Origin of the sequence: Stenotrophomonas sp. TWI273 (assembly GCF_039674765.1) — a bacterium.
Lineage (GTDB): Bacteria > Pseudomonadota > Gammaproteobacteria > Xanthomonadales > Xanthomonadaceae > Stenotrophomonas.
Genome location: NZ_JBDJOA010000004.1, coordinates 100,536 through 123,422, shown reverse-complemented (window position 1 = coordinate 123,422; position 22,887 = coordinate 100,536). Strand labels below are relative to the sequence as shown.

20 protein-coding genes and 1 pseudogene are annotated in these 22,887 nt (G+C 65.7%); 11 read left to right on the top strand and 10 right to left on the bottom strand.

Annotation, left to right across the window (positions count from 1 at the left end):
• Positions 1–72: 72 nt before the first annotated feature.
• The 5 genes from treZ to ABE571_RS06975 form a co-directional block, all read right to left on the bottom strand.
• Positions 73–1,806 carry a malto-oligosyltrehalose trehalohydrolase gene (gene treZ / locus ABE571_RS06995; RefSeq protein WP_346477602.1) on the bottom strand — a complete coding sequence of 578 codons (1,734 nt, stop codon included), beginning with the start codon at positions 1,804–1,806 and terminating at the stop codon, positions 73–75.
• Positions 1,803–4,040 carry a 1,4-alpha-glucan branching protein GlgB gene (gene glgB / locus ABE571_RS06990; protein WP_346493434.1) on the bottom strand — a complete coding sequence of 746 codons (2,238 nt, stop codon included), beginning with the start codon at positions 4,038–4,040 and terminating at the stop codon, positions 1,803–1,805. Before glgB ends, treZ begins: the two co-directional genes overlap by 4 nt.
• Positions 4,037–5,758: a glycogen synthase GlgA gene (gene glgA / locus ABE571_RS06985; RefSeq protein WP_346477604.1), complete on the bottom strand. Its 1,722-nt coding sequence runs from the start codon at positions 5,756–5,758 to the stop codon at positions 4,037–4,039. Before glgA ends, glgB begins: the two co-directional genes overlap by 4 nt.
• Positions 5,759–5,821: 63 nt before the next feature.
• Positions 5,822–6,337, bottom strand: a complete 516-nt coding sequence (locus tag ABE571_RS06980) for a hypothetical protein (protein WP_346493433.1) — start codon at positions 6,335–6,337, stop codon at positions 5,822–5,824.
• 45 nt (positions 6,338–6,382) lie between these two features.
• Positions 6,383–6,736, bottom strand: coding sequence for a hypothetical protein (locus ABE571_RS06975; protein ID WP_346493432.1), 354 nt, complete (start codon positions 6,734–6,736; stop codon positions 6,383–6,385).
• 62 nt (positions 6,737–6,798) lie between these two features.
• Between ABE571_RS06975 and ABE571_RS06970 the strand changes: the two genes are divergently transcribed.
• The 4 genes from ABE571_RS06970 to ABE571_RS06955 all read left to right on the top strand — a co-directional run bounded on the left by ABE571_RS06970 (position 6,799) and on the right by ABE571_RS06955 (position 12,748).
• Positions 6,799–10,122 (top strand): CheR family methyltransferase, encoded by a 3,324-nt coding sequence (locus tag ABE571_RS06970; protein WP_346493431.1) that lies wholly within the window; start codon positions 6,799–6,801, stop codon positions 10,120–10,122.
• Positions 10,123–10,164: 42 nt separating this feature from the next.
• Entirely contained in the window at positions 10,165–10,542 is a 378-nt protein-coding gene (locus ABE571_RS06965; RefSeq protein ID WP_346477608.1) for a response regulator, read from the top strand.
• A gap of 10 nt (positions 10,543–10,552) precedes the next feature.
• A complete protein-coding gene (locus ABE571_RS06960; RefSeq protein ID WP_346477609.1) occupies positions 10,553–11,065 on the top strand; it encodes a hypothetical protein in 513 nt (170 codons plus the stop codon).
• Positions 11,066–11,152: 87 nt separating this feature from the next.
• A complete protein-coding gene (locus ABE571_RS06955) occupies positions 11,153–12,748 on the top strand; it encodes an alpha-amylase family glycosyl hydrolase (RefSeq protein ID WP_346477610.1) in 1,596 nt (531 codons plus the stop codon).
• Here ABE571_RS06955 and ABE571_RS06950 read toward each other — a convergent pair.
• On the bottom strand, positions 12,712–13,695 hold the full coding sequence (locus tag ABE571_RS06950) for a TIGR03885 family FMN-dependent LLM class oxidoreductase (protein WP_346493430.1): 984 nt from the start codon (positions 13,693–13,695) through the stop codon (positions 12,712–12,714). The two genes, ABE571_RS06955 and ABE571_RS06950, sit on opposite strands and share 37 nt — an antisense overlap.
• Before the next feature lie 62 nt (positions 13,696–13,757).
• Here ABE571_RS06950 and ABE571_RS06945 point away from each other — a divergent pair, with 62 nt between their 5' ends.
• The 4 genes and pseudogenes from ABE571_RS06945 to ABE571_RS06930 all read left to right on the top strand — a co-directional run.
• Positions 13,758–14,135, top strand: coding sequence for a sensory rhodopsin transducer (locus ABE571_RS06945; RefSeq protein ID WP_346477612.1), 378 nt, complete (start codon positions 13,758–13,760; stop codon positions 14,133–14,135).
• A gap of 83 nt (positions 14,136–14,218) precedes the next feature.
• The gene (locus ABE571_RS06940; RefSeq protein ID WP_346493429.1) at positions 14,219–15,085 is read left to right on the top strand and encodes an SDR family oxidoreductase; all 867 of its coding nucleotides are present in this window, start codon (positions 14,219–14,221) and stop codon (positions 15,083–15,085) included.
• Between the two features lie 29 nt (positions 15,086–15,114).
• Positions 15,115–15,243, top strand: coding sequence for a hypothetical protein (locus tag ABE571_RS06935; protein ID WP_346493428.1), 129 nt, complete (start codon positions 15,115–15,117; stop codon positions 15,241–15,243).
• Positions 15,244–15,249: 6 nt separating this feature from the next.
• Positions 15,250–15,645, top strand: a pseudogene (locus ABE571_RS06930) (mechanosensitive ion channel domain-containing protein); the annotation flags it as partial.
• 62 nt (positions 15,646–15,707) lie between these two features.
• Here ABE571_RS06930 and ABE571_RS06925 read toward each other — a convergent pair.
• The 4 genes from ABE571_RS06925 to ABE571_RS06910 form a co-directional block, all read right to left on the bottom strand.
• Positions 15,708–17,486 carry a YbhB/YbcL family Raf kinase inhibitor-like protein gene (locus tag ABE571_RS06925; RefSeq protein WP_346493427.1) on the bottom strand — a complete coding sequence of 593 codons (1,779 nt, stop codon included), beginning with the start codon at positions 17,484–17,486 and terminating at the stop codon, positions 15,708–15,710.
• 120 nt (positions 17,487–17,606) lie between these two features.
• Positions 17,607–18,419, bottom strand: a complete 813-nt coding sequence (locus ABE571_RS06920) for an OBAP family protein (RefSeq protein WP_346493426.1) — start codon at positions 18,417–18,419, stop codon at positions 17,607–17,609.
• Between the two features lie 39 nt (positions 18,420–18,458).
• Complete coding sequence (gene ligD, locus ABE571_RS06915; protein WP_346477617.1) at positions 18,459–21,017, bottom strand: DNA ligase D; 2,559 nt, start codon at positions 21,015–21,017, stop codon at positions 18,459–18,461.
• Between the two features lie 13 nt (positions 21,018–21,030).
• On the bottom strand, positions 21,031–21,207 hold the full coding sequence (locus ABE571_RS06910) for a DUF3606 domain-containing protein (protein WP_141056930.1): 177 nt from the start codon (positions 21,205–21,207) through the stop codon (positions 21,031–21,033).
• 219 nt (positions 21,208–21,426) lie between these two features.
• Here ABE571_RS06910 and ABE571_RS06905 point away from each other — a divergent pair, with 219 nt between their 5' ends.
• The 3 genes from ABE571_RS06905 (at position 21,427) to ABE571_RS06895 (ending at position 22,823) form a co-directional block, all read left to right on the top strand.
• Positions 21,427–21,858: a low affinity iron permease family protein gene (locus ABE571_RS06905; RefSeq protein WP_346477618.1), complete on the top strand. Its 432-nt coding sequence runs from the start codon at positions 21,427–21,429 to the stop codon at positions 21,856–21,858.
• A gap of 86 nt (positions 21,859–21,944) precedes the next feature.
• A complete protein-coding gene (locus ABE571_RS06900) occupies positions 21,945–22,439 on the top strand; it encodes a ferritin-like domain-containing protein (protein WP_314401761.1) in 495 nt (164 codons plus the stop codon).
• Positions 22,440–22,460: 21 nt separating this feature from the next.
• Entirely contained in the window at positions 22,461–22,823 is a 363-nt protein-coding gene (locus ABE571_RS06895) for a hypothetical protein (protein ID WP_346477699.1), read from the top strand.
• Positions 22,824–22,887: the final 64 nt, after the last annotated feature.

The following is a 22,887-nucleotide window of genomic DNA, read 5'->3' as shown; positions in this document are numbered from 1 at the left end:
GGCCATTCACGTCGGTCCAGGTGCAACAGAGGCCAGCGGCGCCGGCCAGTTCGGAGAGCGAAGGCACATTGATCATGGCAGGGGGCCCACCCATGCGACGAGCGAGTCAGGGGCCAGTCGTCCATCCGGCAGCGGCGCGCCAATGCGGAATACCACGTCGCCCGGCGTAGGCGTCAGTTGCACCTCGTCGCTGCCCACGTTGATCGCCAACCACCACTGCTGCTCATCCACCTGCCAGCCGGCGCATAGCGCGCGCGGCGCCACCAGGTGGGCATCAAGCGATGCAACGTGGCTGGCGGTCGAAAGCCACCGCGCGCGGATGGCCAACAGGGCGCGGAACCAGTCCAGCCACACCGCCGCATCTGCGTCATCGGCCGCGGGCCAGGCGCAGCGCGAATGCTCGAATGTGGCAACCGCGTTGGGGTCCGCAATTGCCGCACGCTCGGCGCTGTCCTGGTAAGCGCTGAACGGGGCGAACTCGGCCCGGCGGCCTTCGCGGACCACCGCGTCAAGCGGAGGACGGTAGTCGGTGAAGAACAGGAAGGGCGTCGACGCCCCCCAGGGCTCGCCCATGAAGAACAACGGCACCATGGGCGTCAGCGCGGTCAATGCGACCGCAAGCGATGCACGGCGTTGTCCCACCAGCGTTACCAGCCGCTCGCCATGCGCCCGGTTACCTACCTGATCGTGGTTCTGGCTGAACACCACGAACCGCTCCGGCGGCAGGCCGGCGCTCGACTCACCGCGGCGGCGTCCGGCATGGTTGACCTCGCCCTGCCAGGCGAAGCCTTCGGCCAACACACGCCGGAGGTGTTCGGCGGGGCCATCGGCGTAATCACGGTAGTAGCCTTCGTCCTCGCCGGTGAGCAGGACATGCAGGGCATTGTGGAAATCGTCGTTCCACTGGGCGGTAAAGCCATTGGCCAGCAGTGAGGCTTGGTTGTCTTCGTTTTCCAGCACCAGATGCACGTGGCGCCCCGGCAGAGCGGCACGCACCTGCGCCTGCAGCGCATGCAGGAAGCTGCGCGGCTGTATCGCATGCACCGCGTCCAGCCGCAGGCCGTCAAACTGGTATTCGTCCAGCCACATCAACGCGTTATCGATGAAATAGCGCTGCACCGCCGGCTGCCGGAAGTCGATCGCATCCCCCCAGGGGGTTGTCACATCGGTGCGGTAGAACGCCGGCGCCACTGCCGAAAGCGGATTGCCCTCCGGGCCAAAGTGGTTGTAGACCACATCCAGCAGCACCATCATGCCCAGACCATGCGCGCGGTCCACCAGTGCCTTCAGGTCGGCCGGGTCACCGTAAGCGGCCGCAGGTGCGTAGTGCAGCACGCCGTCGTAGCCCCAGTTGCGGTTGCCCGGAAAGCTGGCCACGGGCATCAACTCCAACGCCGTGATGCCCAACGCCGCCAACGCGGGCAACTGCTCACCAACCGACGCGTAGGTGCCCGCGGCCGCACCGACATGCAGCTCGTAGATAACCGCCTCGCGCCAAGGACGGCCGCGCCACGGGTGCTGCCAAGCGTAGTCGGTTGCCAGCAGGGCACTTGGGCCGCACACCCCCTCCGGTTGCCAGCGCGAAGCCGGGTCGGCAATGCTGATACTGCCGTCAATGCGGAAGCGATAGTGGGCGCCCGCGTGGGCCGCAAGCTGCGTGGCGAACCAGCCGTCGCCGATGGCCGGCATCGGCAGCGCTTCGCCTTCCAGGATCAGCTCGACGCGCTGGGCTGCCGGTGCCCACAGGGCGAATGACCACTGGCCGTCGCCCAGTGGCCAGGCCCCCCATCGCTGTGCGGTGCTCATGGGCGTGGCCTCAGGTACACCGTCGCCAGCGGTGGCAACGTCAGCGACAGCGCCTGGGGCTGGCCATGCATCGGCTGCTCGACCGCATGCAGGCGGCCTCCGTTCCCGATGTTGCTGCCGCCGTAGAACGCACTGTCGGTGTTGAGCACCTCGTCCCACCCGCCTGCGGCAGGCACGCCCACCAGGTAGCCGTGGCGCACGACCGGGGTGAAGTTGCAGACCACCAGCAGCGGCGTGGCGCCTGAACACGACGGCCGGCGGAGGAACGCCAGCACACTGTTGCAGCGATCATCGCCGACGCTCCATTCAAAGCTGGCTTCATCGTCATTGCCTTGCGCCAAGGCCGGCTCAGTCGCCAACAACCGGTTCAGGTCGGCCACCAGTCGCGCCACGCCTGCATGCCCGGGTTCGGCGGCTACGGCCCAGTCCAGCTGCCCGTCATGGTTCCATTCGGTCGGCTGGGCAAATTCACCGCCCATGAAAAGCAGTTTGCTGCCCGGGTGAGCCCACATGAACCCGTAACAGGCACGCAGGTTGGCCAGCTGCTGAGCGCGGTCACCGGGCATCCTTCCCACTAATGAACCCTTGCCGTGTACCACTTCGTCGTGCGATAGCGGAAGGACGAAGCGTTCAGAGAAGGCATACAGCGCACTGAAGGTGATCTCGCCATGGTGGTGGCTGCGATGGATCGGGTCGCGCTCCAGGTAGCAGAGCATGTCGTGCATCCAGCCCATGTTCCATTTGTGGGTAAAGCCCAGGCCACCGTCGGCTGTCGGCGCGGTCACACCCGGCCATGCCGTGGATTCCTCGGCCATCACCAGTACGTCGGGAAAGCGTGCGGCGATGGCGTCGTTGAAGCGGCGCAGGAATGCCACCGCTTCCAGGTTCTCACGGCCGCCCAGGGCGTTGGGCAACCACTGGCCCTCCGGGCGACTGTAGTCACGGTAGAGCATCGATGCCACGGCATCCACGCGCAGCCCGTCGACATGGAAGCGCTCGATCCATTCCAGCGCACTGGCGATCAGGAATGCACCTACTTCCGCGCGCCCATAGTTGTAGATCAGCGTGTTCCAGTCCGGGTGGACGCCCAGCCGGGGATCGTCATGCTCATACAGCGCGGTGCCATCGAAGCGTTGCATGCCATGGGCATCGGCAGGGAAATGCGCGCCGACCCAGTCGATGATCACGCCAAGCCCTGCCTGATGGCAGCGGTCGACGAACCGCGCGAAGTCATGCGCCTGACCGTGCCGCGCAGTCGGGGCGAACAACCCCAGCGGCTGGTAGCCCCAGGAGCCTCCGAAAGGATGCTCACTGATGGGCAGCAATTCGATGTGGGTAAAGCCCAGCGCCTTAACGTAGGGGATGAGCTGGTCACCCAGTGCGCACCAGTCCAGCGGCTGTCCTTGCGCGTCGCGGCGCCAGGAACCTGCGTGGACCTCATAGATCGCAATGGCCTGGCCCACGGCCGGCTTCCGCTGCGCCAACCAGTCCGCGTCATGCCACGCGTAAGGCTGCGCGCCCGTGATCACCGAGGCCGTCGCTGGCGGCAGTTCGTACGCACGCCCCGCCGGGTCGGCCTTGAGCGCCATGCTGCCGTCGCCGGCTGTGAGGACGTACTTGTAGTGCTGTCCAACCGTCAGGCCGGGCACGAAAAGCTCCCACACGCCAGCGTGAGGGTGCAGCCGCATGGGCAGGCGGCGCGCATCCCAGCCATTGAAATCCCCGACCAGTGCCACCCGCTGCGCATTGGGCGCCCAGACCGCGAAACGGATGCCTGATACACCGTTGCAGCAGGTCGCGTGAGCGCCCAGCCACTGCCGTACCACGTCCGGATCGCCGGCCCGCAAACGCTGCGTTGCAGCGTCGTCCAATTGCGGCCCGAACGCATAGGCGTCCTCGAACTGCTGGCATCGGCCGTCCGACCAGTGCACCCGCAGCAAGCTGCCAGGTGCACAGGGCGCGTCCATCTCGAACAGACCGGGTAACGGGCCGGGCGCCAACGCCATCCAGCCGCCACCGGGATGCCGGACCTGCACCCTGGCCGCCCCGGGCATGAGGACCCGCAACCGCCAGCCGGGACCCACGCGGTGCGGCCCCAGTACGGCGAACGCATCGCAGGGTGCGCCTTGGGCCACCGCGTTCAAGGCCTCGTCGTTGCCGGCCAGGGCCGCGCCCGCACCCAGCGGTGGATGGGCCGGGCCGCCGTCGTAGACGCCTGGTGCGCCCTCGCTCATGCGCAGCGCTCCATCACCCGGTCATACAGGTGCAGATAATGCGTACCGGCCGTCTCCCAGCTGCTGGGCCGGAGCATCGCCGCCCGACGCATGGCCGCCAATAGCTCGGGGATGCGATGGATGCGGAAAGCGCGCTGCACGCAGCGACGCAAGGCATCGGCCTCGGCCTGGTCGAACAACAGGCCAGTGACGCCATCCTCGATGGTATCGATGAGCCCGCCGGTGGCGTGCGCAATGGGCAGGCAGCCAAAGCGCTGCGCGTACATCTGGCTCAGACCGCAGGGTTCGAAACGCGAGGGCATCAGCAGGAAGTCCGCGCCGGCGAACATCTGCCGCGCCAGCGCTTCGTCGAAGCCCGGCTGTACGCCGACACAGGTCGGGTACCGACGCGACAGGGCGGCCACCTGTGCCTCAATCATCGGCTCACCTCCGCCGATGATCACCAGCTGGCCACCGGCTGCAGCGATCTGCGGCGCTACCGCGCAGCTGAGATCCACGCCCTTCTGATGCACCAGTCGCGACACAACGGCAAAAAGGGGCCCCTCGCGATGTGGTAGACCGAACCGCTGTTGCACCCGGCGTTTGTTGGCCGCGCGCCCAGCCCATCGGTGCAGGTCGAAGTGTTCGCACAGGTGCTGGTCGTGGCGCGGGTCCCAGCTGCTGTCAATCCCGTTGACGATGCCGCTCAACCGCCCGCCGTCCGCATGCCGGGCCAGCAACGCGTCCAGTCCGCAGCCCTGCTCGGGCCCGGTGATCTGGCGCGCGTAGCTGATGCTCACCGTATTGACTTGGTCGGCATGAACGATGCCGGCCTGCAGGAATGACAACTGCCCATGGAAGACGATGCTGTCGCGCTGTTCAGCCGTGATCCCCAGCAGCGATGCCGCCGCTAGCGGAAACAACCCTTGGTACGCGAGGTTGTGGATGGTCAACAGCGCCGGGACGGGCGAGTGCTGCCAGCGCAGGTAGGCAGCCGCCAAGGCACAGGGCCAGTCATTGAGGTGCAACAGCTGCGGCACCCAGTCCAGGCCGACAGCGCCGCAGGCCATCATCGCCGCCGCCCGTGACAGCGCGGCAAACCGGATCGCATTATCGGCCCAGTCGTGGCCGCTGCCATCCACATACGGGCTGCCGTCGCGCTGGTACAGCGTCGGGCAGAGCAGCACGTACACGGGTAGGCCGTCGCCGGTCATCGCTTCCCCGATGTCGCAGGCGGGAATACCGGCGATCCCGGGTACGTGCCCCACCCTGCGCAGCACCGGGACACCTGCAAGCACCGCCGCGTAACCGGGAATCAGTACGCGCACATCGGAGCGGCCACGCAGCGCGCGTGGCAGCGAGGCGGCCACATCACCCAACCCGCCGGCCTTGATGAAGTCGGCCATCTCCGAGGTGACAAACAGCGCGCGGCGCGCCGCCTGAAGTTGCGCATCCACTGACGGCGAGTCAGGGCGACGGTGGTCCAGCTGCGCGTGGGAGCAGGCCTCGGCAAAGGCAGGCGGCGGCACGGACGGAGAAACAGGCAGGCACGGCTGACGCAGGCGCGACATGGGAGCACTCTCGGGTAGGGGGAGCAAACGGGACCGGAAACGAACGCCACGGCGTGGTGCCGAAAATCGTTGTGGACACTGCGCCCGTCCTGTTGCATCCGGACGTGTGCCCTTGGCGTGGAATTTACTGCTGGACCTGATGGAAGGCCCGTGAAACAAACGCGACAAACATGTGACTCGTGCGCTCGCGTTCTTTGCATGCCAGTCACGCGCCGCAGCAAGCGCCCTGGCTCAGGGATCGTTCCCCCTGCCGGAATCCGGGACTGCGCTACGGCAACGTAGCTGGAAGCCATCCACCGCGTGCACCCTGCCCCTCCACAATGGCACGCCGACCGGCGCATCGACCGTGCCTTCCGATACACGCGGGATCACCTGCGCATCGATCAGATGAACGTAATCAGGTGGATCCACACTGTCATCCGCGTTGCGCATTCCATACCTTGCTGCGTGCATGGCAATACTGTCGTGCGCTGTCTGCCGCTGCGCCTGGTCGACCAGGTCCAGTGCGTCCGGAAAGGCACGCGCAAAGCGTTCGAAGTAAGCGGTGCCGGCGACCATGGTTCCACTCACCGCCATTCCGCCCACGTGCAGTACGACACCAAGCCGCAGGTGGGGGCGGTGGTTGATCAGGCTGATCAGTGACTGCAGAAACCAATCGGCGGGCGCGCATCGTGGCTTCCTTGCAAGCGCGTCGCTCGCCCCGTGATGCACTTCGCCGTTCAACGGACCAGGCGCAGCGGCGTGCATCGAATCCTTCCTCGCGTCATGTTGCATGGGCAGGGACGGCGCGATTCAGCAGGGGGCCAGCGCGTGGCCTGCGCGTTGCACCGCGCCGTGCGCCGGCCGGAGAATGCGCGGCGTGTAGGCCCGCTCACCGGCGGCCCGCACCACACCAAGCAGCTGTGGCGCAAGCGGTCCGGTGCAGGTGCACACGCCGGTGAAATGCACCCAGCAACCGTCGATGGTGGCGGTTACCGCGGCAAGTGCCGGATCCTGCGAAAGGACGTCCGTGAGCGCCTGGGCCCAGGCGTCACAGGGAAAGCCATCCAGCTGAACGGCGACGGTATCGCCGCCTACGTAGAGCTCGGTCAGTTCCAAGCGGGTAACACGGGGGGTAGCCGTGCGGAATTGGGGAGTGCAGTTCATGGGGCGCGTCCTTCAGCCTTGGATTGACCCCACTATCGGCCGCTGTGGTCGTACACCGGGTCGTGGCCGCGTCACGATTTCATCAAGGCGACGCTCACATATCGTCACGCGCCCTCTACGTCATTCATGGCCCGCGTTCCCACCTGTCACGTAAACCGTTTATCGCAACCATCGTACCCACGTGTTCAGGGCTGTCGAATTGGTTGACACACCCGAAAGCGGCGGCGAGCATGAGCAATCCTCTCCTATTCCGGGCGCATCGCCACATGGCGGCAGCAGTGAAATTCCACATCGTCGGCATCGGCGCATCCGCCGGCGGCGTCGAGGCGCTGGAGGGGTTCTTCCGCGGCGTACCCACCGATACCGATATGGCGTTCGTGGTGGTGACCCACTTGAATCCTTCACGCACGACCCTGCTGCCGGAAATCCTGGCCCGGTTCACGCCGCTGCCGGTAGTGCAGGCCGCGGCCGGCATGGTGGTCGAACCCCGCAATGTGTACGTGATGCCAGAGGACAGCGTGCTTGGCATCGAACACGGCACGCTGACGCTGCGTGACCTGGAGGGGCACCGCGAGCCGAAGCCGGTGGACATCTTCATGAGCGAACTTGCCGATGACGCGCAGGCGCTGGCGGTGGGCGTGATCCTGTCCGGGGGCGATGCGGATGGCACGCTGGGCCTGAAGGCCATCCAGGAAAAGGGCGGCATGACCCTGGCGCAGGTGGCCGATGGCTTCGGCCCGCAATACCCGGACATGCCCGATTCGGCCATCCAGCTCGGCTTTGTGGATTTCGCGTTGCCGGCCGAGGCGATGGGGCCGAAGATCGCCGAGTTCGCGGCGAACATCAGCATGCTCGACCAGGCCATCGAGAGCGCCCAGACGCAGCGCTCCTCGGCACAGGACGCCGACTCGGTCGCCGAGATCTACATGCTGCTGCGCAGCCAGGTGGGCCACGATTTCAGTGGATACAAAACCCGCACCTTCCTGCGCCGCGTACACCGGCGGATGCAGGTGCTGGGGCTGCGCGACTTGGGCGCCTACGTCGAGGTGCTGCGCAAAGACCCGCAGGAAGCCGGCCTGCTGTTCCGGGATCTGTTGATCAACGTGACCAACTTCTTCCGCGACAAGGACGCATTCAAGAGTCTTGAAGAGCAAGTGATCCCGCAGTTGCTGGCCGCGCGTGGTCCCGAGGACACCGTTCGGGTCTGGGTACCCGGATGTGCCACCGGCGAGGAGGTCTATTCGTTGGCCATTCTGATGCTTGAGCACATCGATACGCTGCAGTCGCCGCCGCGCGTACAGTTGTTTGCGACCGACATCGACGACCGCGCCTTGGCGGTCGCGCGGACGGCTCGCTACCCGCGGCCACTGCTCAGTTCGGTCAGCCAGGAACGTCAGGACCGCTTTTTCATCGCCGACGGCGAGAGCATGGTGGTCTCCAAGCAGGTCCGCGAGCTGTGCATCTTTTCCCCCCACAGCGTCATCCGCGACCCGCCCTTCTCGCGCATCGACATGGTTTCCTGCCGCAACCTGCTGATCTATTTCGGTCCGGACGTGCAGGCGCAGGTCATTCCCACCTTCCACTACGCGCTGCGTCCGGAGGGCTTTCTGTTCCTGGGCACGGCCGAGAACCTCAGCCAGTTCGACGAGCTGTTCGTGGCAGTGGACAAGCGCAACCGGATCTTCCGGCGTCGCAACGGGTCCACGCCAACGGTGAGGTTGCCCATGTCGTTGGTGCTGCCCCGCCAGCAGGCGGCCGTTGAAGGCAGCACTCGCAGGCTGCCGCCAGCGGGCTCGATGCGGCACAGCGCAGAAACCCAGGTGTTGGATCGCTATGCGCCGCCGCACGTAGTGGTCAGCAGCGACGGTGACGTGGTGTATTTCTCCGGGCGGACCGGCAAGTACCTGGAAGTGCCCGCCGGCGCACCCACGCGACAGCTGCTGACCCTGGCGCGGCGTGAACTTCGGCTGGATCTGCGTACGATCTTCCGCGAGGCTGTGGAGAGTGGGCGCAGCGCCCACCGCAGCGGGCTCCCGGTGGAAGTCGAGGACGGCCGTGTCCAGCTGGTCAACATGATCATCGAGCCGCTCAACGAGCGCATCGGCAGCGAAGCGTTGTTCTTGGTGCTGTTCGTGGACCAAGGGCCAGCGCTGTCCAGGGAAGAGGCCTCCGACCGCATGGTGGGACAGTCTGGCGGCCGGGCCGACCATCACTCGCAGACCGAGCGCGAGCTGCATGAAACGCGCGACCGCCTCCAGTCGCTGATCGAGGAATACGAGACCGCGTTGGAGGAATTGAAGTCCTCCAACGAGGAACTGGTGTCGGTCAACGAAGAGATGCAGTCCACCAACGAGGAACTGGAGGCCTCCAAGGAGGAGCTGCAGTCGGTCAACGAGGAACTGCATACCGTCAACGCGGAACTGCACGGCAAGCTGGAGGCCCTGGACCGTGCCAACAGCGATCTGGTCAACTTGTTCCGCGCCACCGAAGTGGCCACGGTGTTCCTGGACGAACGGTTGGCGATCCGCTCGTTTACGCCTGCGGTGGAATCCATATTCAACATCCGCAACAGCGACCTTGGCCGTCCCATCACCGACCTGTCGGTGCGCGTGGCATTGCCTGGCTTCGACGCCGACCTGAAGCGGGTGCTGAAGGAAGAGGTGATGATCGAACGCCGCGCCTCCTGCCCGGATCGTGGCTGCAGTTATCTGGTGCGGGTGGGCCCTTACGTGGATGCCGCCGAGCGCTCGAACGGTGTGGTGGTGACCTTCCTGGACGTAACCACCCTGATGCGCTCGGAAGAGCGCCAGCAGGTCCTCATTGCGGAACTGCAGCACCGCACCCGCAACCTGCTGGGTATCGTGCAGGCCATCGCACTGCGTACGCTGGGCAAGGGCGAGGGAGTGGCCGACTTCGGCCTGCGCCTTGCTGCGCTCGGGCGCGCGCAGAGCCTTCTGGGCGGCACCCTGGCAGGCGAGGTCGATCTGGGTGAGATGGTCCGCACAGAGCTTGGCTCGCTGGGTGTGCCGATGGAGCGGGTCACCATGAGGGGGCGCAGCGTTGCACTGAGCTTCGACATGGCGCAGACCTTCAGCCTGGCGCTTCACGAGCTGTCCACCAATGCCACCAAGTACGGCGCCTTCAAAGTGGACGGCGGACAGCTGTTGGTGCAGTGGGAACTGAAGGAGAACGAGGGCCAACAATGGCTTGCGCTGACGTGGAAGGAAACCGGCGTACCTATTTACGATGCGCCTTCACGCATCGGCTTTGGCACGCAACTTATCGTTCACGCCATGTCCCACACACTCAACGCCGAGACACGGCTGGAATATGCCAGCGATGGGGTCTTCTGCAGCATCGAAGTGCCTTACGACCACACACATTGACAGCTATCGGCGGACCGGGGGGCCGCCAGGCGGGAGGATGAAATGAACAACAGCATTCTGGCCGGGTGCAGGGTGTATGTCGTCGAGGACAATTACCTGCTGGCGATGAGCGTGTCCGATTTCCTCGAGTCTGCGGGGGCGCAGGTACTGGGCATCACCGGCAAGCTCGCCGAGGCGCAGCGCTACGTGAGCGAGCACGACGGTGACATCGACGCCGTGGTGCTCGACGTGAACCTGCGCAGCGAGACCTCGTATCCGTTGGCCGACCAGCTGGTCGCATCGAACATCCCGTTCCTGTTCACCACCGGCTACGACGCCGCCTCCATCGATGCGCGCTTCCGCGACCATCCGGTCTGCTGCAAGCCCTTCGTTCCGTCGGCGCTGTGGGAAATGGTGAGCGCGATCTGCACCCGTCATTGAGACGCGGCACATGACCCTCTGGCATGGGCTGTATCTGCTCTGGCTGCTCGCCGGGACCGGCGACTTCATCCTGCATCGGCGCAGCGCCATCGATGTCACGTCAGGCCTGCGCGAGTCATCGCTGCATCTGGTGCAGATCGGGCTGCTGGGCACGGGCACCCTGTTGTGGCTGCTGTTTGCGGCCACCCCCGCGCTGTGGTTGGTGCTGCTGGCCATCGTGTGCCTGCATGCCTTGGCCGGATATTGGGACACACGCGCGGCCTTCCTGGTGCGTACCATCGTTCCGCTCGAACAACACGTGCACAGCATCCTGGACATCGCACCGTGGGTCGCATTGGGGGCAATCGGCTGGCCGTTGCTGTCAGCGACCCCTGCGCCATCCGACGAGGGGGTCAGCCTCGGCCCGGATTCGGCCACCACCGGCACGTGGATGTTCGCGTTGATCCCTGCCCTGCTGTTGACCGTGTTGCCGGCGCTGCTCGAATTCCGGCGTTGCTGGCGGAGCCGTCATAGGGCACGTTGAAGATCGTGGAAGTGCCGCACACATCCAGCGCACGCCACCACAACGCTGCGACGCGCACCCTGAACGCTCCTGACAATGGACAGCGCGATGGCCCCGCATTCAACGGCACTCTACCAACTCGATGTTGCCCTATTCCGCGATGGCGACGGCAACGGCTGGGGCACGTTGGGGGGTGTCACCGAAAAACTGGATTACCTGCACTGGTTGGGCATCACCCACCTGTGGCTGCTGCCCACGTACCGCAATGGCGGACGCGACGGGGGCTACGATGTGATCGACCATTGCGCGCTGGACCCGCGCATCGGCGACTTCAGCAGCTTCGACACGCTTGTGCGGGAAGCTGCGGCGCGTGGCATGAGCGTCATCGTGGAACTGGTCATGCAGCACACGTCGGACCAGCACCCCTGGTTCATCCAGGCACGTAGCGGCGATGCGGAAATGTCGGCGCGCTATATCTGGGCGAAGCAGCCGCCACCGGACGGTCCATCGCCGATGTTCCAGCCCATGGAAGCATCGGTCTGGAGCTGGGATGCCGACGCCGCGCGCTTCTACCAGCACCGCTTCTACCGCCACGAGCCGGATCTTGAACTGGCCAATGCCGCGGTGCGGGAGGAGATGGGCCGCATCATTGCCTTCTGGCTGGACCGCGGGGTGGCCGGCTTCCGCATCGATGCAGTGCCCTACATGGTGGAACGGGCCGCGCTGGCCGACCCGCGCGACGAAGGACGCTGGTTGCTGGAACAGATCCGGGCGCAGGCGCTCACCCGCCACGATGCACCGATACTGATCGGCGAGGCGGACGTGCCAGCCGACCAGTACGGCGACTACCTGTGCCAGGGTCGACGCCTGTCGCACCTGCTCGACTTCCACCTCAACAACCACCTCTTCCTTGCGTTCGCCCGGGAAGATGCCCGCGCGATCACGACAACGCTTGCCGAGTACGACGATGACGCTCCGGCGCGGGCGCGACTGGCGTGGCTGCGCAACAACGACGAGCTGGACCTGGAACAGCTCAGCCCGGCCGAACGGGCCAGCGTGATGGACCGCTTCGCCCCTGAGCCCGGCATGCGCATCTACGGCCGCGGTATCCGCCGACGCCTGGCGCCCATGTTCGGCCATGACGTGGACGCGCTGGCCATGGCCCATGCGGTGCTGATGTCGCTGGGCCAGGTCCCAGTGTTGCGCTACGGCGATGAGATCGGGCTTGGCGATGACCTTGACCTGCCCGAGCGCGACGCGGTGCGGGTGCCGATGCAGTGGTCGCCCGGTCCACAGGCCGGTTTCAGCGACGGCCCCGCACCGCCGTGGCGGGCGCCGCTGGCCAGCTACACCCGGGGCTGGGCCGGCGACCGGGTCACTGTGCACTCACAGCGGAGCGACCCCGATTCGTTGCTCTGCCGGGTGCGTGAACTGTTGCAGGCACGACGTTCGCTGCCGTGGCTGGAGCAGCAGGCCGAGCCGATGGATGGCATGCCACCGGCGGTGCTTGGCCTGCGTTTCCGTACTGGCGACAGCGCCCTGGTCACGCTGGTCAACCTGGGGCGCGCAGACCACCGCATCGCGTTGGACGTCGACGGGGTTCTGCGACCCATAGTGGTGCGCAATGCCGACCTTGAGGGCAACGAGGTGATACTGCGGAACTACGGCTATGCCTGGCTGCTGCTGGACAACGGCGACTCCTGAAGCCCGGGGAGCACCTGCGAGGCGAAGTCGTCGATGAAGCGTTCCTGCTCCAGGTTGACGTTGTGCAGGTACAGCCGCTGGAAGCCCATGTCCAGATAGGCCTGCAGGTGCGCGCGATGCACGCCGGGATCGTGCGAGATGACCACCCGCTCTGCAAGCTGGGCATCGGTTACCTGTTTACCCAGTTCTTCGTAGGCTTCTGGCTGGGTAAGGGTTTCGCTCTGGGCGGCGCTGAGCACGTTCTGCCGCCATTGCTCACGCGCCCCGGCCAGCGCGGCCTCATGGCTGCGTGCGTAGGAGAGTTTCACCTGCAGGTAAAGGGGCTTGCCGGTGCCACCGCCGGCTTCGAAGGCGCGAACCACTGCGCGCAACGCGTCCATCGGCATGCTGGTGGTGATCATGCCGTCAGCCCAGCCGCCCAGCCAGTACGCCGTTTCCGGCGTCAGCGCGGCACCCAGCAGCGGTATCGGCGTCGCCGGGCGGCTGTAAAGCTGCGCATCGCGCACCCGCACCTCACCGTCGCGATTGACCTTCTCGCCCGCCCACAGGGACCGGATCACATCGGCAGAGGCTTTCAAGCGCGCGTTGCGTTTCGCCTTGGCCGGCCACGGCGCACCCGTGATGGCTTCATTGAGGGCTTCGCCGCTGCCCACCGCAAGCCATACCAGGGTGGGCGCGAACTGTTCCAGCGTGGCGATCGCCTGGGCCACCACCGCCGGGTGGTAACGCTCGAAAGGACAGGTGACCATGCCCAGCGACACCGGCCCCTGGCCAAGCAGCGCCCCTGCCCACGCCCACGCCTGGCCCGACTGCCCCTGCTGGCGGGCCCACGGGTGGAAGTGGTCCGAGCACATCACCGCGTCGAAGCCGCTGTCCACGGCACACCGTGCAAGCGCAAGCAACGTGGCCGGCGCGAATTGTTCGTGCGAAGCATGAAAACCGATCACGGCGCGCTCCTGTTGATTTGACACCATTGCAACAGAGCCCGATTTAAAACGGCGTCATGAACATGACAACAGAATGCAACGGGCATCGCCGCTGGGCCATCGCCGAAGGCTATATTCCGGGCTGGAGCAATGGCCCGGCGCCGGCGCTGGAAAGCCACGAAACATGCTGCATCCTCAACCCCGGCGATCTGCCTGCCGTGGTGGAACTGCTGCTGTTCTTCGAGGATCGTGAGCCTGTCGGGCCTTACCTGGTCCAGGTACCCGCGCGACGCACACGGCACGTGCGCTTCAATGACCTCGACGATCCGATGCAGGTACCGCGCGAAACACCGTTCGCCACGCTCATTCATTCCAATCAGCCCATCATCGTGCAGCACACCCGCCTGGATTCGCGGCAGGCGGAGAACGCCCTGATGACGACGATTGCTCACCCGCTATGACGCCATGCTGACGCCACATCGGCGAACCATTTACAGGCACGCGCGCAGCATCGGTACTCCCTTTCACTGGATCGGAGATCGCGATGGCCATTCCTGACTACCCCCGCCCACCATTCAAACCGCAGCAACAGGGCTTTCCCGGGAAGACCGGGCCCATGGAGCCCACGCCGGACCACGGCGAAGAGAGCTATCAGGGCCATGGCCTGCTCGACGGCAAGCGGGCGCTGATCACCGGTGGCGACAGCGGCATCGGCGCTGCAGTGGCCATCGCCTTCGCGCGTGAAGGTGCCGACGTGGCCATCGCCTATCTGCCCACCGAGCAGGACGATGCCGAGCGCATCGGCAGCCTTATCGAACAGGCCGGCCGCAAGGCGCTGCTCATACCGTGTGACATCAGCGACCCGGCACAGGCCGAGCAGCTGATCGCGCGCGTGGCGGAAGACCTCGGCGGGCTGGATGTGCTGGTCAACAACGCCGCCTACCAGCGATATTTCGAGAGCTTCGACGAAATAACCCTGGAGGAATGGAAGCGCACGTTCGACACCAACGTCCATGCCGTGTTCAACCTGGTGCGGCTGGCGGTCCCCCACCTGCAGAACGGTGGCAACGTCATCAATACCGCATCGGTCAACTCCAAGAAGCCCACCCCGAACATCCTGCCCTACTCGGCCACCAAGGGCGCCGTGGCCAACCTCACCATCGGCCTGGCCGGATTGCTGGCAGACAAGCACATCCGGGTCAACGCGGTCCTGCCAGGACCGATCTGGACGCCGTTCATTCCCGCCGGCATGGCCGCCGAGGAAGTGGAAAACTTCGGCTCGCAGACCCCCTTCGGGCGCCCGGGGCAGCCCGCCGAGCTGGCATCGGCTTACGTGATGCTGGCCGCCGGAGGCGCCAGTTACACCTCCGGCGCGCTGCTCACCGTGTCCGGCGGCGCCGTGACGCTGTGATGGACCGTTGGCGCGCAGCACGGTCCGCGTTGCCAACCTGGCTGGACGAATGGCTGGACGTGGTCGTCCCGATCGGCGAGTTGCTGCTGATTGGGATGATCGCCTGGCTGCTGGTCCGTTCCATCGCAGCCACGGCCTGCACGATGGCCAGCCGCTAGGAGTTTCCGCCCGCGTTCGCGGTGGGCGCGCGGCGGATCGCCGCGACGTTGATCTACGCCGCCGCGTTGCTGCTTGCGCTGGAGCGGCTGGGCGTGTCGGCGCGGGTGCTGTGGAGCGCATTGACGGGATTTGCCGCCGTGGGCGCGGTCGCGTTTTTCGCTGCCTGGAGCGTACTCTCCAACATCTTCTGCTCCTTCCTGATCTTCGCGACCAAACCGTTCCGCCTGTATGACCAGATCGAGGTGATCGACAGTGCCGACAAACCCGGCATCTGTGGCCGGGTGGTGGATATCAACCTGATCTACACCACCTTGCAGGACAGCAACCCCGCCTCGAAAAACTGCCTCTTGAAGGTGCCCAATTCGCTGTTCTTCCAGCACATGATGCGCCACTGGCATTGAACGCCGCGCTGGCCACCGTCCTGCGCGGTTCGCTCCATGGATGCTGACACACCAGAAGCCCGCTACTTCAGCGGTGCGTCCGTCTGCTGGTAGGTTCCCACCACGCTTCCCTTCGCCCGGATGTGCCGTTGCGCCGCCTTGAGCACCTCGTCGCGGCTTGCACCCGGATCCACCGCGAGCGTGGTGTCCAATGCGAGCACCTGGAAATGATAGTGGTGCGGTGGGTCGCCCACCGGCGGCCTGGGGCCGTAGTAGCCCGGCGCGCCCCGGCTGGTGGCGCCCTGCAGCAGCCCTGCCGGTTCGGTGAGACGCGGTAGTGCCTGCAGCCCTTCGGGCAGCCGGGTCACCGTGCCAGGGATGTTCCAGGCCACCCAGTGCACGAACGGTTTGATCGCCGCCGCGTCCGGGTCCTCGGCAATCACCACGTAGGACACTGCACCGGGCACGGGATCCCATTCAAGCGGCGGCGACACACCCTCGTGGTAAGCACTGAAGCGTGATGGCAGCGGCTGCCCGTCGGCAAAGGCCGGCGATCGCACGCGGAGCGTCGCCACGTTGGGCGTGCGCTCCAGCACCAGCGGCACGTTGTTGCCCTGGGAGAGCTGCCTCTGCAACGGGCCCACCGGTACGGCGACCGGCGCTGCTGCGGTGCCGCTGTGGCGGCCGGTGTAGCCCACCCGATACAACGCGCCGTTGGCGTCGTCGCCGACCAGCAGTGCGCCGCCCCGGCTCAGCGCCAGGCCCACCGGTCGAGCAATGTGCGCCTGCCCGCCGTCGACCAGGAAGCCGGTGAGGAACGGTTCGAACGCGATCGGTTGGCCGTTCCGGAAACGGATCCGCACCACCTCATAACCCGAGGCTGGCTTGCGATTCCAGGAACCCCGCATCGTCACGAATGCGTCGCCGTGGTAGTCGGCGGGGAACTGGCTGCCGGTGTAGAACAGCATCTGCATCGGTGCAGCATGCGCCGTGTAGCCAGACACCATCGGCGCGCTCATGGCCGCCCACTGCGCCTTGCTGATCCCGCCCGGTGGCGTGCTCTGCGGATTCTGGCCATCCCTGCCCCAGATGTGCGGCCACCCATACTGCCGGCCCCTGACGATGTGATTGAGTTCTTCCGGCTGCACGTCGTCGCCGAGGAAGTCGATGCCGTGGTCCATGCCCCACAACTCGCCCGTGGCAGGATCCCAGGCAAACCCCAGCATGTTGCGCAGGCCACTGGCGAAGATGGTCCGGGTCTTGCCGTCCGGGGAGGCCCGCAGCAGTGCGGCATGCTCGGGGTTGGTCTCGTTGCACGCATTGCACGAGGAACCCACGCTGATGTACAGCATGCCGTCCGGACCGAAGGCCAGAGTACGGTTGGGATGCTGGCCGCCGTCGGGCAGATCGTTGATGATCCGCTCGACCGCACCCAACGTTCCATCCGGCCGGATCGGCGCGCGGAATATCTCGGTCGCGGTGGCCATGTAAAGCTGATCGGCGTTGATGGCCAGGCCGTGCACGCCGGGCCGGTGCGCCACCGCCTGGGGCAACTGGTCCAGCACGCCGTCCTCATTGGCATCCTTGAGCAACAGCACATCGCCCTGCTCACGCCGCGAGGCATAGATGTTCCCGTTCGGCGCCACCACCAGCATGCGCAGGTTCTGCAGGTCGCGGGCCAGAACGGTGACCTTGAAGCCGGCCGGCACCTTCAGCGCCGCCAGGCGCGTGGCGGTTGCCTCGACCTTGGCAGGCTTGAAGGTGTTTACCCGCGCCGGGGCGTCGGTTCCGTCGCCTTGTTGTGCCCAGGCCGGGCCGACCAGCGCACACAGCAACGCAGCACCCAGTGAGAATCTCTTCATCAGGAACGCCCCGGAATTTTTGACTGGTGTAAAGCATCCGTTGGCACCGATCAAGCCCCCGAGAATGGCGTGCGAGCAACGCGTGACAATGCGTGATGACACCCGCGGTCCCCTGCCCGCTCAGCGCAGGGTGTCGGCGTCGCGCTGCGAGGTTGCGTTGCTGCCGGGCGCCGCCGCCTCTCCGCTGCCCTCCGAACGCGGGTGTGCGTGCCCGGTCCTGTCATTGATCTGGACGACGCGGCCGTTCTGCCAGGCATCGGCACCGGGCGCGACGGGCGGCGCCGATATGTCTGCCCGACGTGCCTTGCGCTGTTGGCTGTCAATGCCCAGACGCTTGTCCCGCGCGGCCACCATGGCCGGATCGGCCTGGCCGTCGGCAGTGAAGCCCATCATCAGCTGCGGCATTCCGCGCGGCAGGTCCTTGTCCAGGTCGGTATGCCAGGTATGCCACGTCTTGCCGTAGGTGCCGACCAGCTTCTGCATGAGCGCGTGTTCGGCCAGCTCGGGAATGCCAGGTGCGAGCAGCTGCCCGGACTTCACCTCATGCACGTGGCTGTGCCAGAGCGCTTTTTCCTGCTCGGGCAGCGCCGCGAACAACGCGGCGCTGATGATGTACTCCACCCCCATTAACTTGGCATCGCGCACATTGCCATCGTAGATCGTGCATTGGATGACCTCCTCATTGAGGATCGCGCAGTAGTGATGCGCCTCCATCTGCGCCTTCATGTGACCGTTGTAGAAATGGAAGCCATCCAGGTAGGCGTTGATCGCCTCGATCGGCGGCCGGTCCTGCAGCACCGCCGCGCCCGCCTCCAGCACCTGGGTGGTGGGTTTGGCGTCCGCGCCAGGCGCCTGCACGCTGGAGTCGGTATTGCCGCCTCCACAGGCGGCCAGAGCGAGTGCGGCGGTGGCACTGAAGAGGGTGTGGCGCACGGTCATTCTCCCGATAGTCATTGCCATGCCCGGTGCAGGTCAGTCGTCCTGCGCCCACCGGGCCAGATTCTGTTGGAGGCTGTCGATGCCCGCCCATGGGTCCTTGCGACGCCGTTTCAGCCGCGCCGGCACGTCGTACAGGGTGAAGCTGTCGGCGCGTTTCAATTTTGGCAGCTCGCTCCATGCAATCGGCAGGGCCACCGGCGCACCTGGCCTGCCCCGTAGCGAATAGGAGGCAACCGCGGTGGCGCCGCGGCCGTTACGCAGGTAATCGACGAAAATGCGGCGGTTGCGCAGGCGCTTGCTGGAGGTGGCCAGAAACCGATCTGGCTCGGCAGTGGCCAGCGCATCGGCGAAGCCGTGCGCGAAACGCTTGGTCAGGTCCCAGTCGCACCCCGGGTTCAAGGGCACCACCACATGCAGCCCTTTGCCACCGGACACCCGCAGGAATGACTCCAGCTCCAGCTGCCGCAGCAGTCTGCGGATATCGGCGGCCGCCTTCTTGACCTCCGCGAACGGCACGTCCGGACCCGGGTCCAGGTCGAACACCACGCGGTCAGCACGTTCGGGCGTGGCCGCACGGCTGCCCCACGGATGGAACTCCAGTGCATTGAACTGCACCAGTTCCAGCAGGCTGGCGGCGTCTTCCACCACCAGGTAGTGGGCATTGACGCCCGTGTCTTCCTTCAGCCGCACGGAGCTGACCATGGACAGCCCGGCGGTATGGTGCTTCTGGAAGAAACAGGGCCTGCCCGTGCCTGCCGGACATCGGATGATCGACAGCGGTCGCCCGATGACCTCCGGCAGTAGATGGTCCATCACCGCGCTGTAGTAGTTCCACACATCCTGCTTGGTGGCCTTGATGTCCGGAAAGATCACTTTGGACGGACTGGACAGGGTGGGCGGCGTGCGCGGCGGCGCGGAAACGGTGGCGCGCGCCGGACGCCCTTTCGCTGCCCTGCCCGATCGCGGCGCACCGCTGCTGGGCGTGGGAACGGCAGCGTGATCGGTACTGGCCAGGTCGGCCACGTCCTTGTCGGGGCGCACCGCCTTCAACGACGCCTGCCGCAGCAGCTGCTGGCCACCGATACCACGGTAGAACACCTCCACCACGAACCGCGGTTCGAACCAGACGGCTGTACGCAGGTCCGTCTCGGTGGTGGGCACGTGCGCCGTGGGCGTCCTGCCACCTGCCGAGCCGATCAGCGCACTCAGCTCGGCGAGCAACGCGTCTGAAAAGCCCGAGCCGACCCGCCCTGCGTACAACCAGCCGTGGTCCGGGTCGGGCCTGGCCAGCAACAGCGAGCCGAAGCCGCTGCGGCTGCCCTTTGGCGCGGTGTACCCCACCACCGCGAACTCGTCACTGGCCAGCTGTTTGGTCTTGCGCCAGTCGTCGCTTCGCCCGCCGTGGTAGCCCTGATCGGCGCGCTTGGAAATGATGCCTTCGAAATGCTGTTCCCCTGCCAGGCGATAGGCGGCCTCGCCATCGCCGGCGATATGCGAGCTCAATGCGAGATGAGCCGGCGCGTCCTTGAGGACTTCTTCCAGCAGTGCCTTGCGCTCAAGCAAGGTGGCCTCGCTGATGTCCACGCCGTTGATGTGCAGCAGGTCGAACAGGGCGTAGGACAACGCCCCCTGCCGCTCGCCGGAAAGAGTTGCCTGCAGCAGATTGAAGTCCTCTTTCGTGCCGCGCCCGGCGATCAACTCGCCGTCGAGCGCGGCCGATCTCAGGCCCAGCGCCGCTATGGCATCGTGTATTTCCGGCAGCTTTCCGGTCCACTCCAGCGCGTTGCGAGACCACAGCCGCACCTCGTACTCTGCCACCGTCGCAAGAATCCGGTAGCCGTCCCATTTGATCTCATGCACCCACTGCCCGCCCTTCGGAGGGCTTTCACCGAGTTTGGCCAGCTGGGGCTGGAACGGCCCGGCAGGCGCGGCGGCCTTCCGGGCCTTGTTCAGCCGCAGTGCTTTCCTGGCCCAGTCCACCCGCCGCTTGCGGGCTGCCACCGTTACTGTCGTCAGGCGCCGCTTTGCGATCCTGCCGCCTCCCGCGCGCTTGAGGTCGTCCGCGGGCGCCGCCGCCACGTCGCCCAACAGATCATCGGCTTCAACGTCACTGGCGTAGGCGTCCTCGTCTTTGAACAACAGCCATTGCGGCTGCCGCGCCGGCTTGCCTGACCGTACCAGGTGCCAGCCACCCTTGAGCTTGGATCCGAACAACTCGAACCGCAGGTGGCCTTTGGCCAGCTGCACCTCCGCGTCGCCGCCCGTGGACCACACGCCGTGGTCGAACTGCGCCACGTGCCCGCCACCGTATTCACCCTTGGGAATCTCGCCTTCAAACCCGGCATAGTCCAGTGGATGGTCTTCAACCTCCACTGCCATGCGCTTGACCTTGGGGTTGTAGCTCGGACCTTTCGGCACGGCCCAACTCTTCAACGCATCGCCGACCTGCAGCCGGAAATCGTAATGGCGTCGGCTGGCATGATGCAGCTGCACCACGAAGATGGCGCGTTGCCCGGCGGGCAGGTGCTTACCCGGCTCAGGCTCACGCGTTTTGTCGAAGCTGCGCTTACGCCGGTACTCGGTCAGCGACACGTCGCTGGGCCCGTCACTTGCGCAGGTGCTCTCGGACCGCGTTGGCGGTCGGCCCCACGGCCTCCACGGCGGCCTTCAGCTCGTCGCGGGTAATCCCCAAGGTCTGCACCCAGTACTGCACCTCGTAGTCTTCGTTGAGATTGATCCTGTCGCGGTCCGGCGCACCGGTATTCTTCCTGTCGTCGCTCATCTCGATCTCCACATGGGAAGGTGTCCGAAGAGCATCCGACCCCCGCTGTCATGATGACGCGAGGCGCGGGTGAGCCTGACAGCAAGAACGCGTGTGCGATGTGGCAATTGACGGATCGCCAACGCGCCTTTCACGCAGCCCTTCGCGCCTGCGTGACGGCACGCAGACATCCGCCTTCCTAGGCTCGACCCATCAATTCGTTACAGGTGAGTCGTGTCAGTGGGAAGCCATTTTTTCAACCGGGTGGCATGCGTAGTGTCCAAGGCGTCCGGGTCGCTGGGTGCATTCGTGGCCGCGCTGGGCGTGGTGATCGTATGGGCCGGCACCGGCCCGTTGTTCAAGTTCAACGACACCTGGCAGCTGGTCATCAATACCGGCACCACCATCGTGACGTTCCTGATGGTGTTCCTCATCCAGCATACCCAGAATGCCGACACTGCCGCCCTGCATATCAAGCTGGACGAGCTGATCCGGGCCACCAGCACTGCCAACAACGAACTCTTGAACCTTGAAGAAATGGACCAGGAGCGGCTGGAGGAAATCCGCCGGCGCTATGAAACGCTGGCCAGCACTGCCGCCCAGCTCAAGGCCAAGAAGGATGCCTGCATGCCCGCCCCGCCCGGCCAGACGGACCAGCTCGCTGACGTGTAAACCCAGGTTTCACCCCTGCATGCGCGCCAGATCAACGCCTACGCTCGCATGCTGATCGTTCATCCCCAACCACTGTGGAGATTGCAATGGCTATCAAGACCGCCGAAGACCTGTTCATCCATGAGCTGTCGGACATCTACAGCGCAGAAAAGCAGTTGACCAAGGCGCTGCCGCGGCTGGCGCGCGCGTCCACCAACCCCGACCTGGCCGCCGCGTTTGAGACGCATCTGGAGGAGACCCAGGGGCAGATCGAGCGAATCGATCGCGTGGTGGACGTACTGGGCATCCGCCTCAAGCGCATCAAATGCGCAGCGATGGAAGGCCTGGTGGAAGAAGGCAAGGAGGTCATTGATGGCATTGAGAAGGGCCCCGTGCGTGATGCCGCGTTGATCGGTGGCGCGCAGAAGGTGGAGCACTACGAAATTGCGTCCTACGGCACGATTGCCGCGCTGGCCAAGCAACTGGGCTACAAGGATGCCCTGCCATTGCTGCTGGAAACCCTGGAAGAAGAGAAGGCGACCGACGAGAAGCTGACCATGCTGGCCAAGTCCGGCGGCAACGCCGAAGCAGCGGCCGCCTGAGCCGACCGCGAGGAAACACACATGCAACGCGACCAGAAGGACCCGCCGCTGCCGGGCGAAGCAGAAAAGACCGAGACGGCTGGCGAGCGAGAGGACCGCGAGGCGAGTACCCGACGCAATCACGACGAGGCGTTGGAGGAGACCTTTCCGGCGAGTGACCCGATATCGCCCTTCATTCCCGCCAAACCGCCCTCACCCGAAGATGGGCAGGACGGCAGCGGTGAGCGTGCAGCAGAGAACGCAGGCTATAACCAGCATGGCCACGGCAAAGGGGGCAAGGCTGGCGAAGGTGAGCCCGATGGCACGGCCCAACGCGACGGCCGGACCCAGCCCAACTTTGGTCAGGCCGGCACCTGGGGCAAAGCACCGGATAGGGATGGATGACCCTAAGCGGAACCTGACCGTGCCGCTCACTTACCCGTCCGGGACGACGACGACGATCCTCTCC

What these genes read in the sequence shown, in the direction of transcription:
- ABE571_RS06980 (WP_346493433.1), bottom strand. Translation starts at nt 6,337, where the DNA reads ATGCACGCCGCTGCGCCTGGTCCGTTGAACGGCGAAGTGCATCACGGG.
- ABE571_RS06965 (WP_346477608.1), top strand. Translation starts at nt 10,165, where the DNA reads ATGAACAACAGCATTCTGGCCGGGTGCAGGGTGTATGTCGTCGAGGAC.
- ABE571_RS06955 (WP_346477610.1), top strand. Translation starts at nt 11,153, where the DNA reads ATGGCCCCGCATTCAACGGCACTCTACCAACTCGATGTTGCCCTATTC.
- ABE571_RS06900 (WP_314401761.1), top strand. Translation starts at nt 21,945, where the DNA reads ATGGCTATCAAGACCGCCGAAGACCTGTTCATCCATGAGCTGTCGGAC.
- ABE571_RS06960 (WP_346477609.1), top strand. Translation starts at nt 10,553, where the DNA reads ATGACCCTCTGGCATGGGCTGTATCTGCTCTGGCTGCTCGCCGGGACC.
- treZ (WP_346477602.1), bottom strand. Translation starts at nt 1,806, where the DNA reads ATGAGCACCGCACAGCGATGGGGGGCCTGGCCACTGGGCGACGGCCAG.
- ABE571_RS06945 (WP_346477612.1), top strand. Translation starts at nt 13,758, where the DNA reads ATGACAACAGAATGCAACGGGCATCGCCGCTGGGCCATCGCCGAAGGC.
- ABE571_RS06975 (WP_346493432.1), bottom strand. Translation starts at nt 6,736, where the DNA reads ATGAACTGCACTCCCCAATTCCGCACGGCTACCCCCCGTGTTACCCGC.
- ABE571_RS06910 (WP_141056930.1), bottom strand. Translation starts at nt 21,207, where the DNA reads ATGAGCGACGACAGGAAGAATACCGGTGCGCCGGACCGCGACAGGATC.
- ABE571_RS06925 (WP_346493427.1), bottom strand. Translation starts at nt 17,486, where the DNA reads ATGAAGAGATTCTCACTGGGTGCTGCGTTGCTGTGTGCGCTGGTCGGC.
- ABE571_RS06895 (WP_346477699.1), top strand. Translation starts at nt 22,461, where the DNA reads ATGCAACGCGACCAGAAGGACCCGCCGCTGCCGGGCGAAGCAGAAAAG.
- glgB (WP_346493434.1), bottom strand. Translation starts at nt 4,040, where the DNA reads ATGAGCGAGGGCGCACCAGGCGTCTACGACGGCGGCCCGGCCCATCCA.
- ABE571_RS06940 (WP_346493429.1), top strand. Translation starts at nt 14,219, where the DNA reads ATGGCCATTCCTGACTACCCCCGCCCACCATTCAAACCGCAGCAACAG.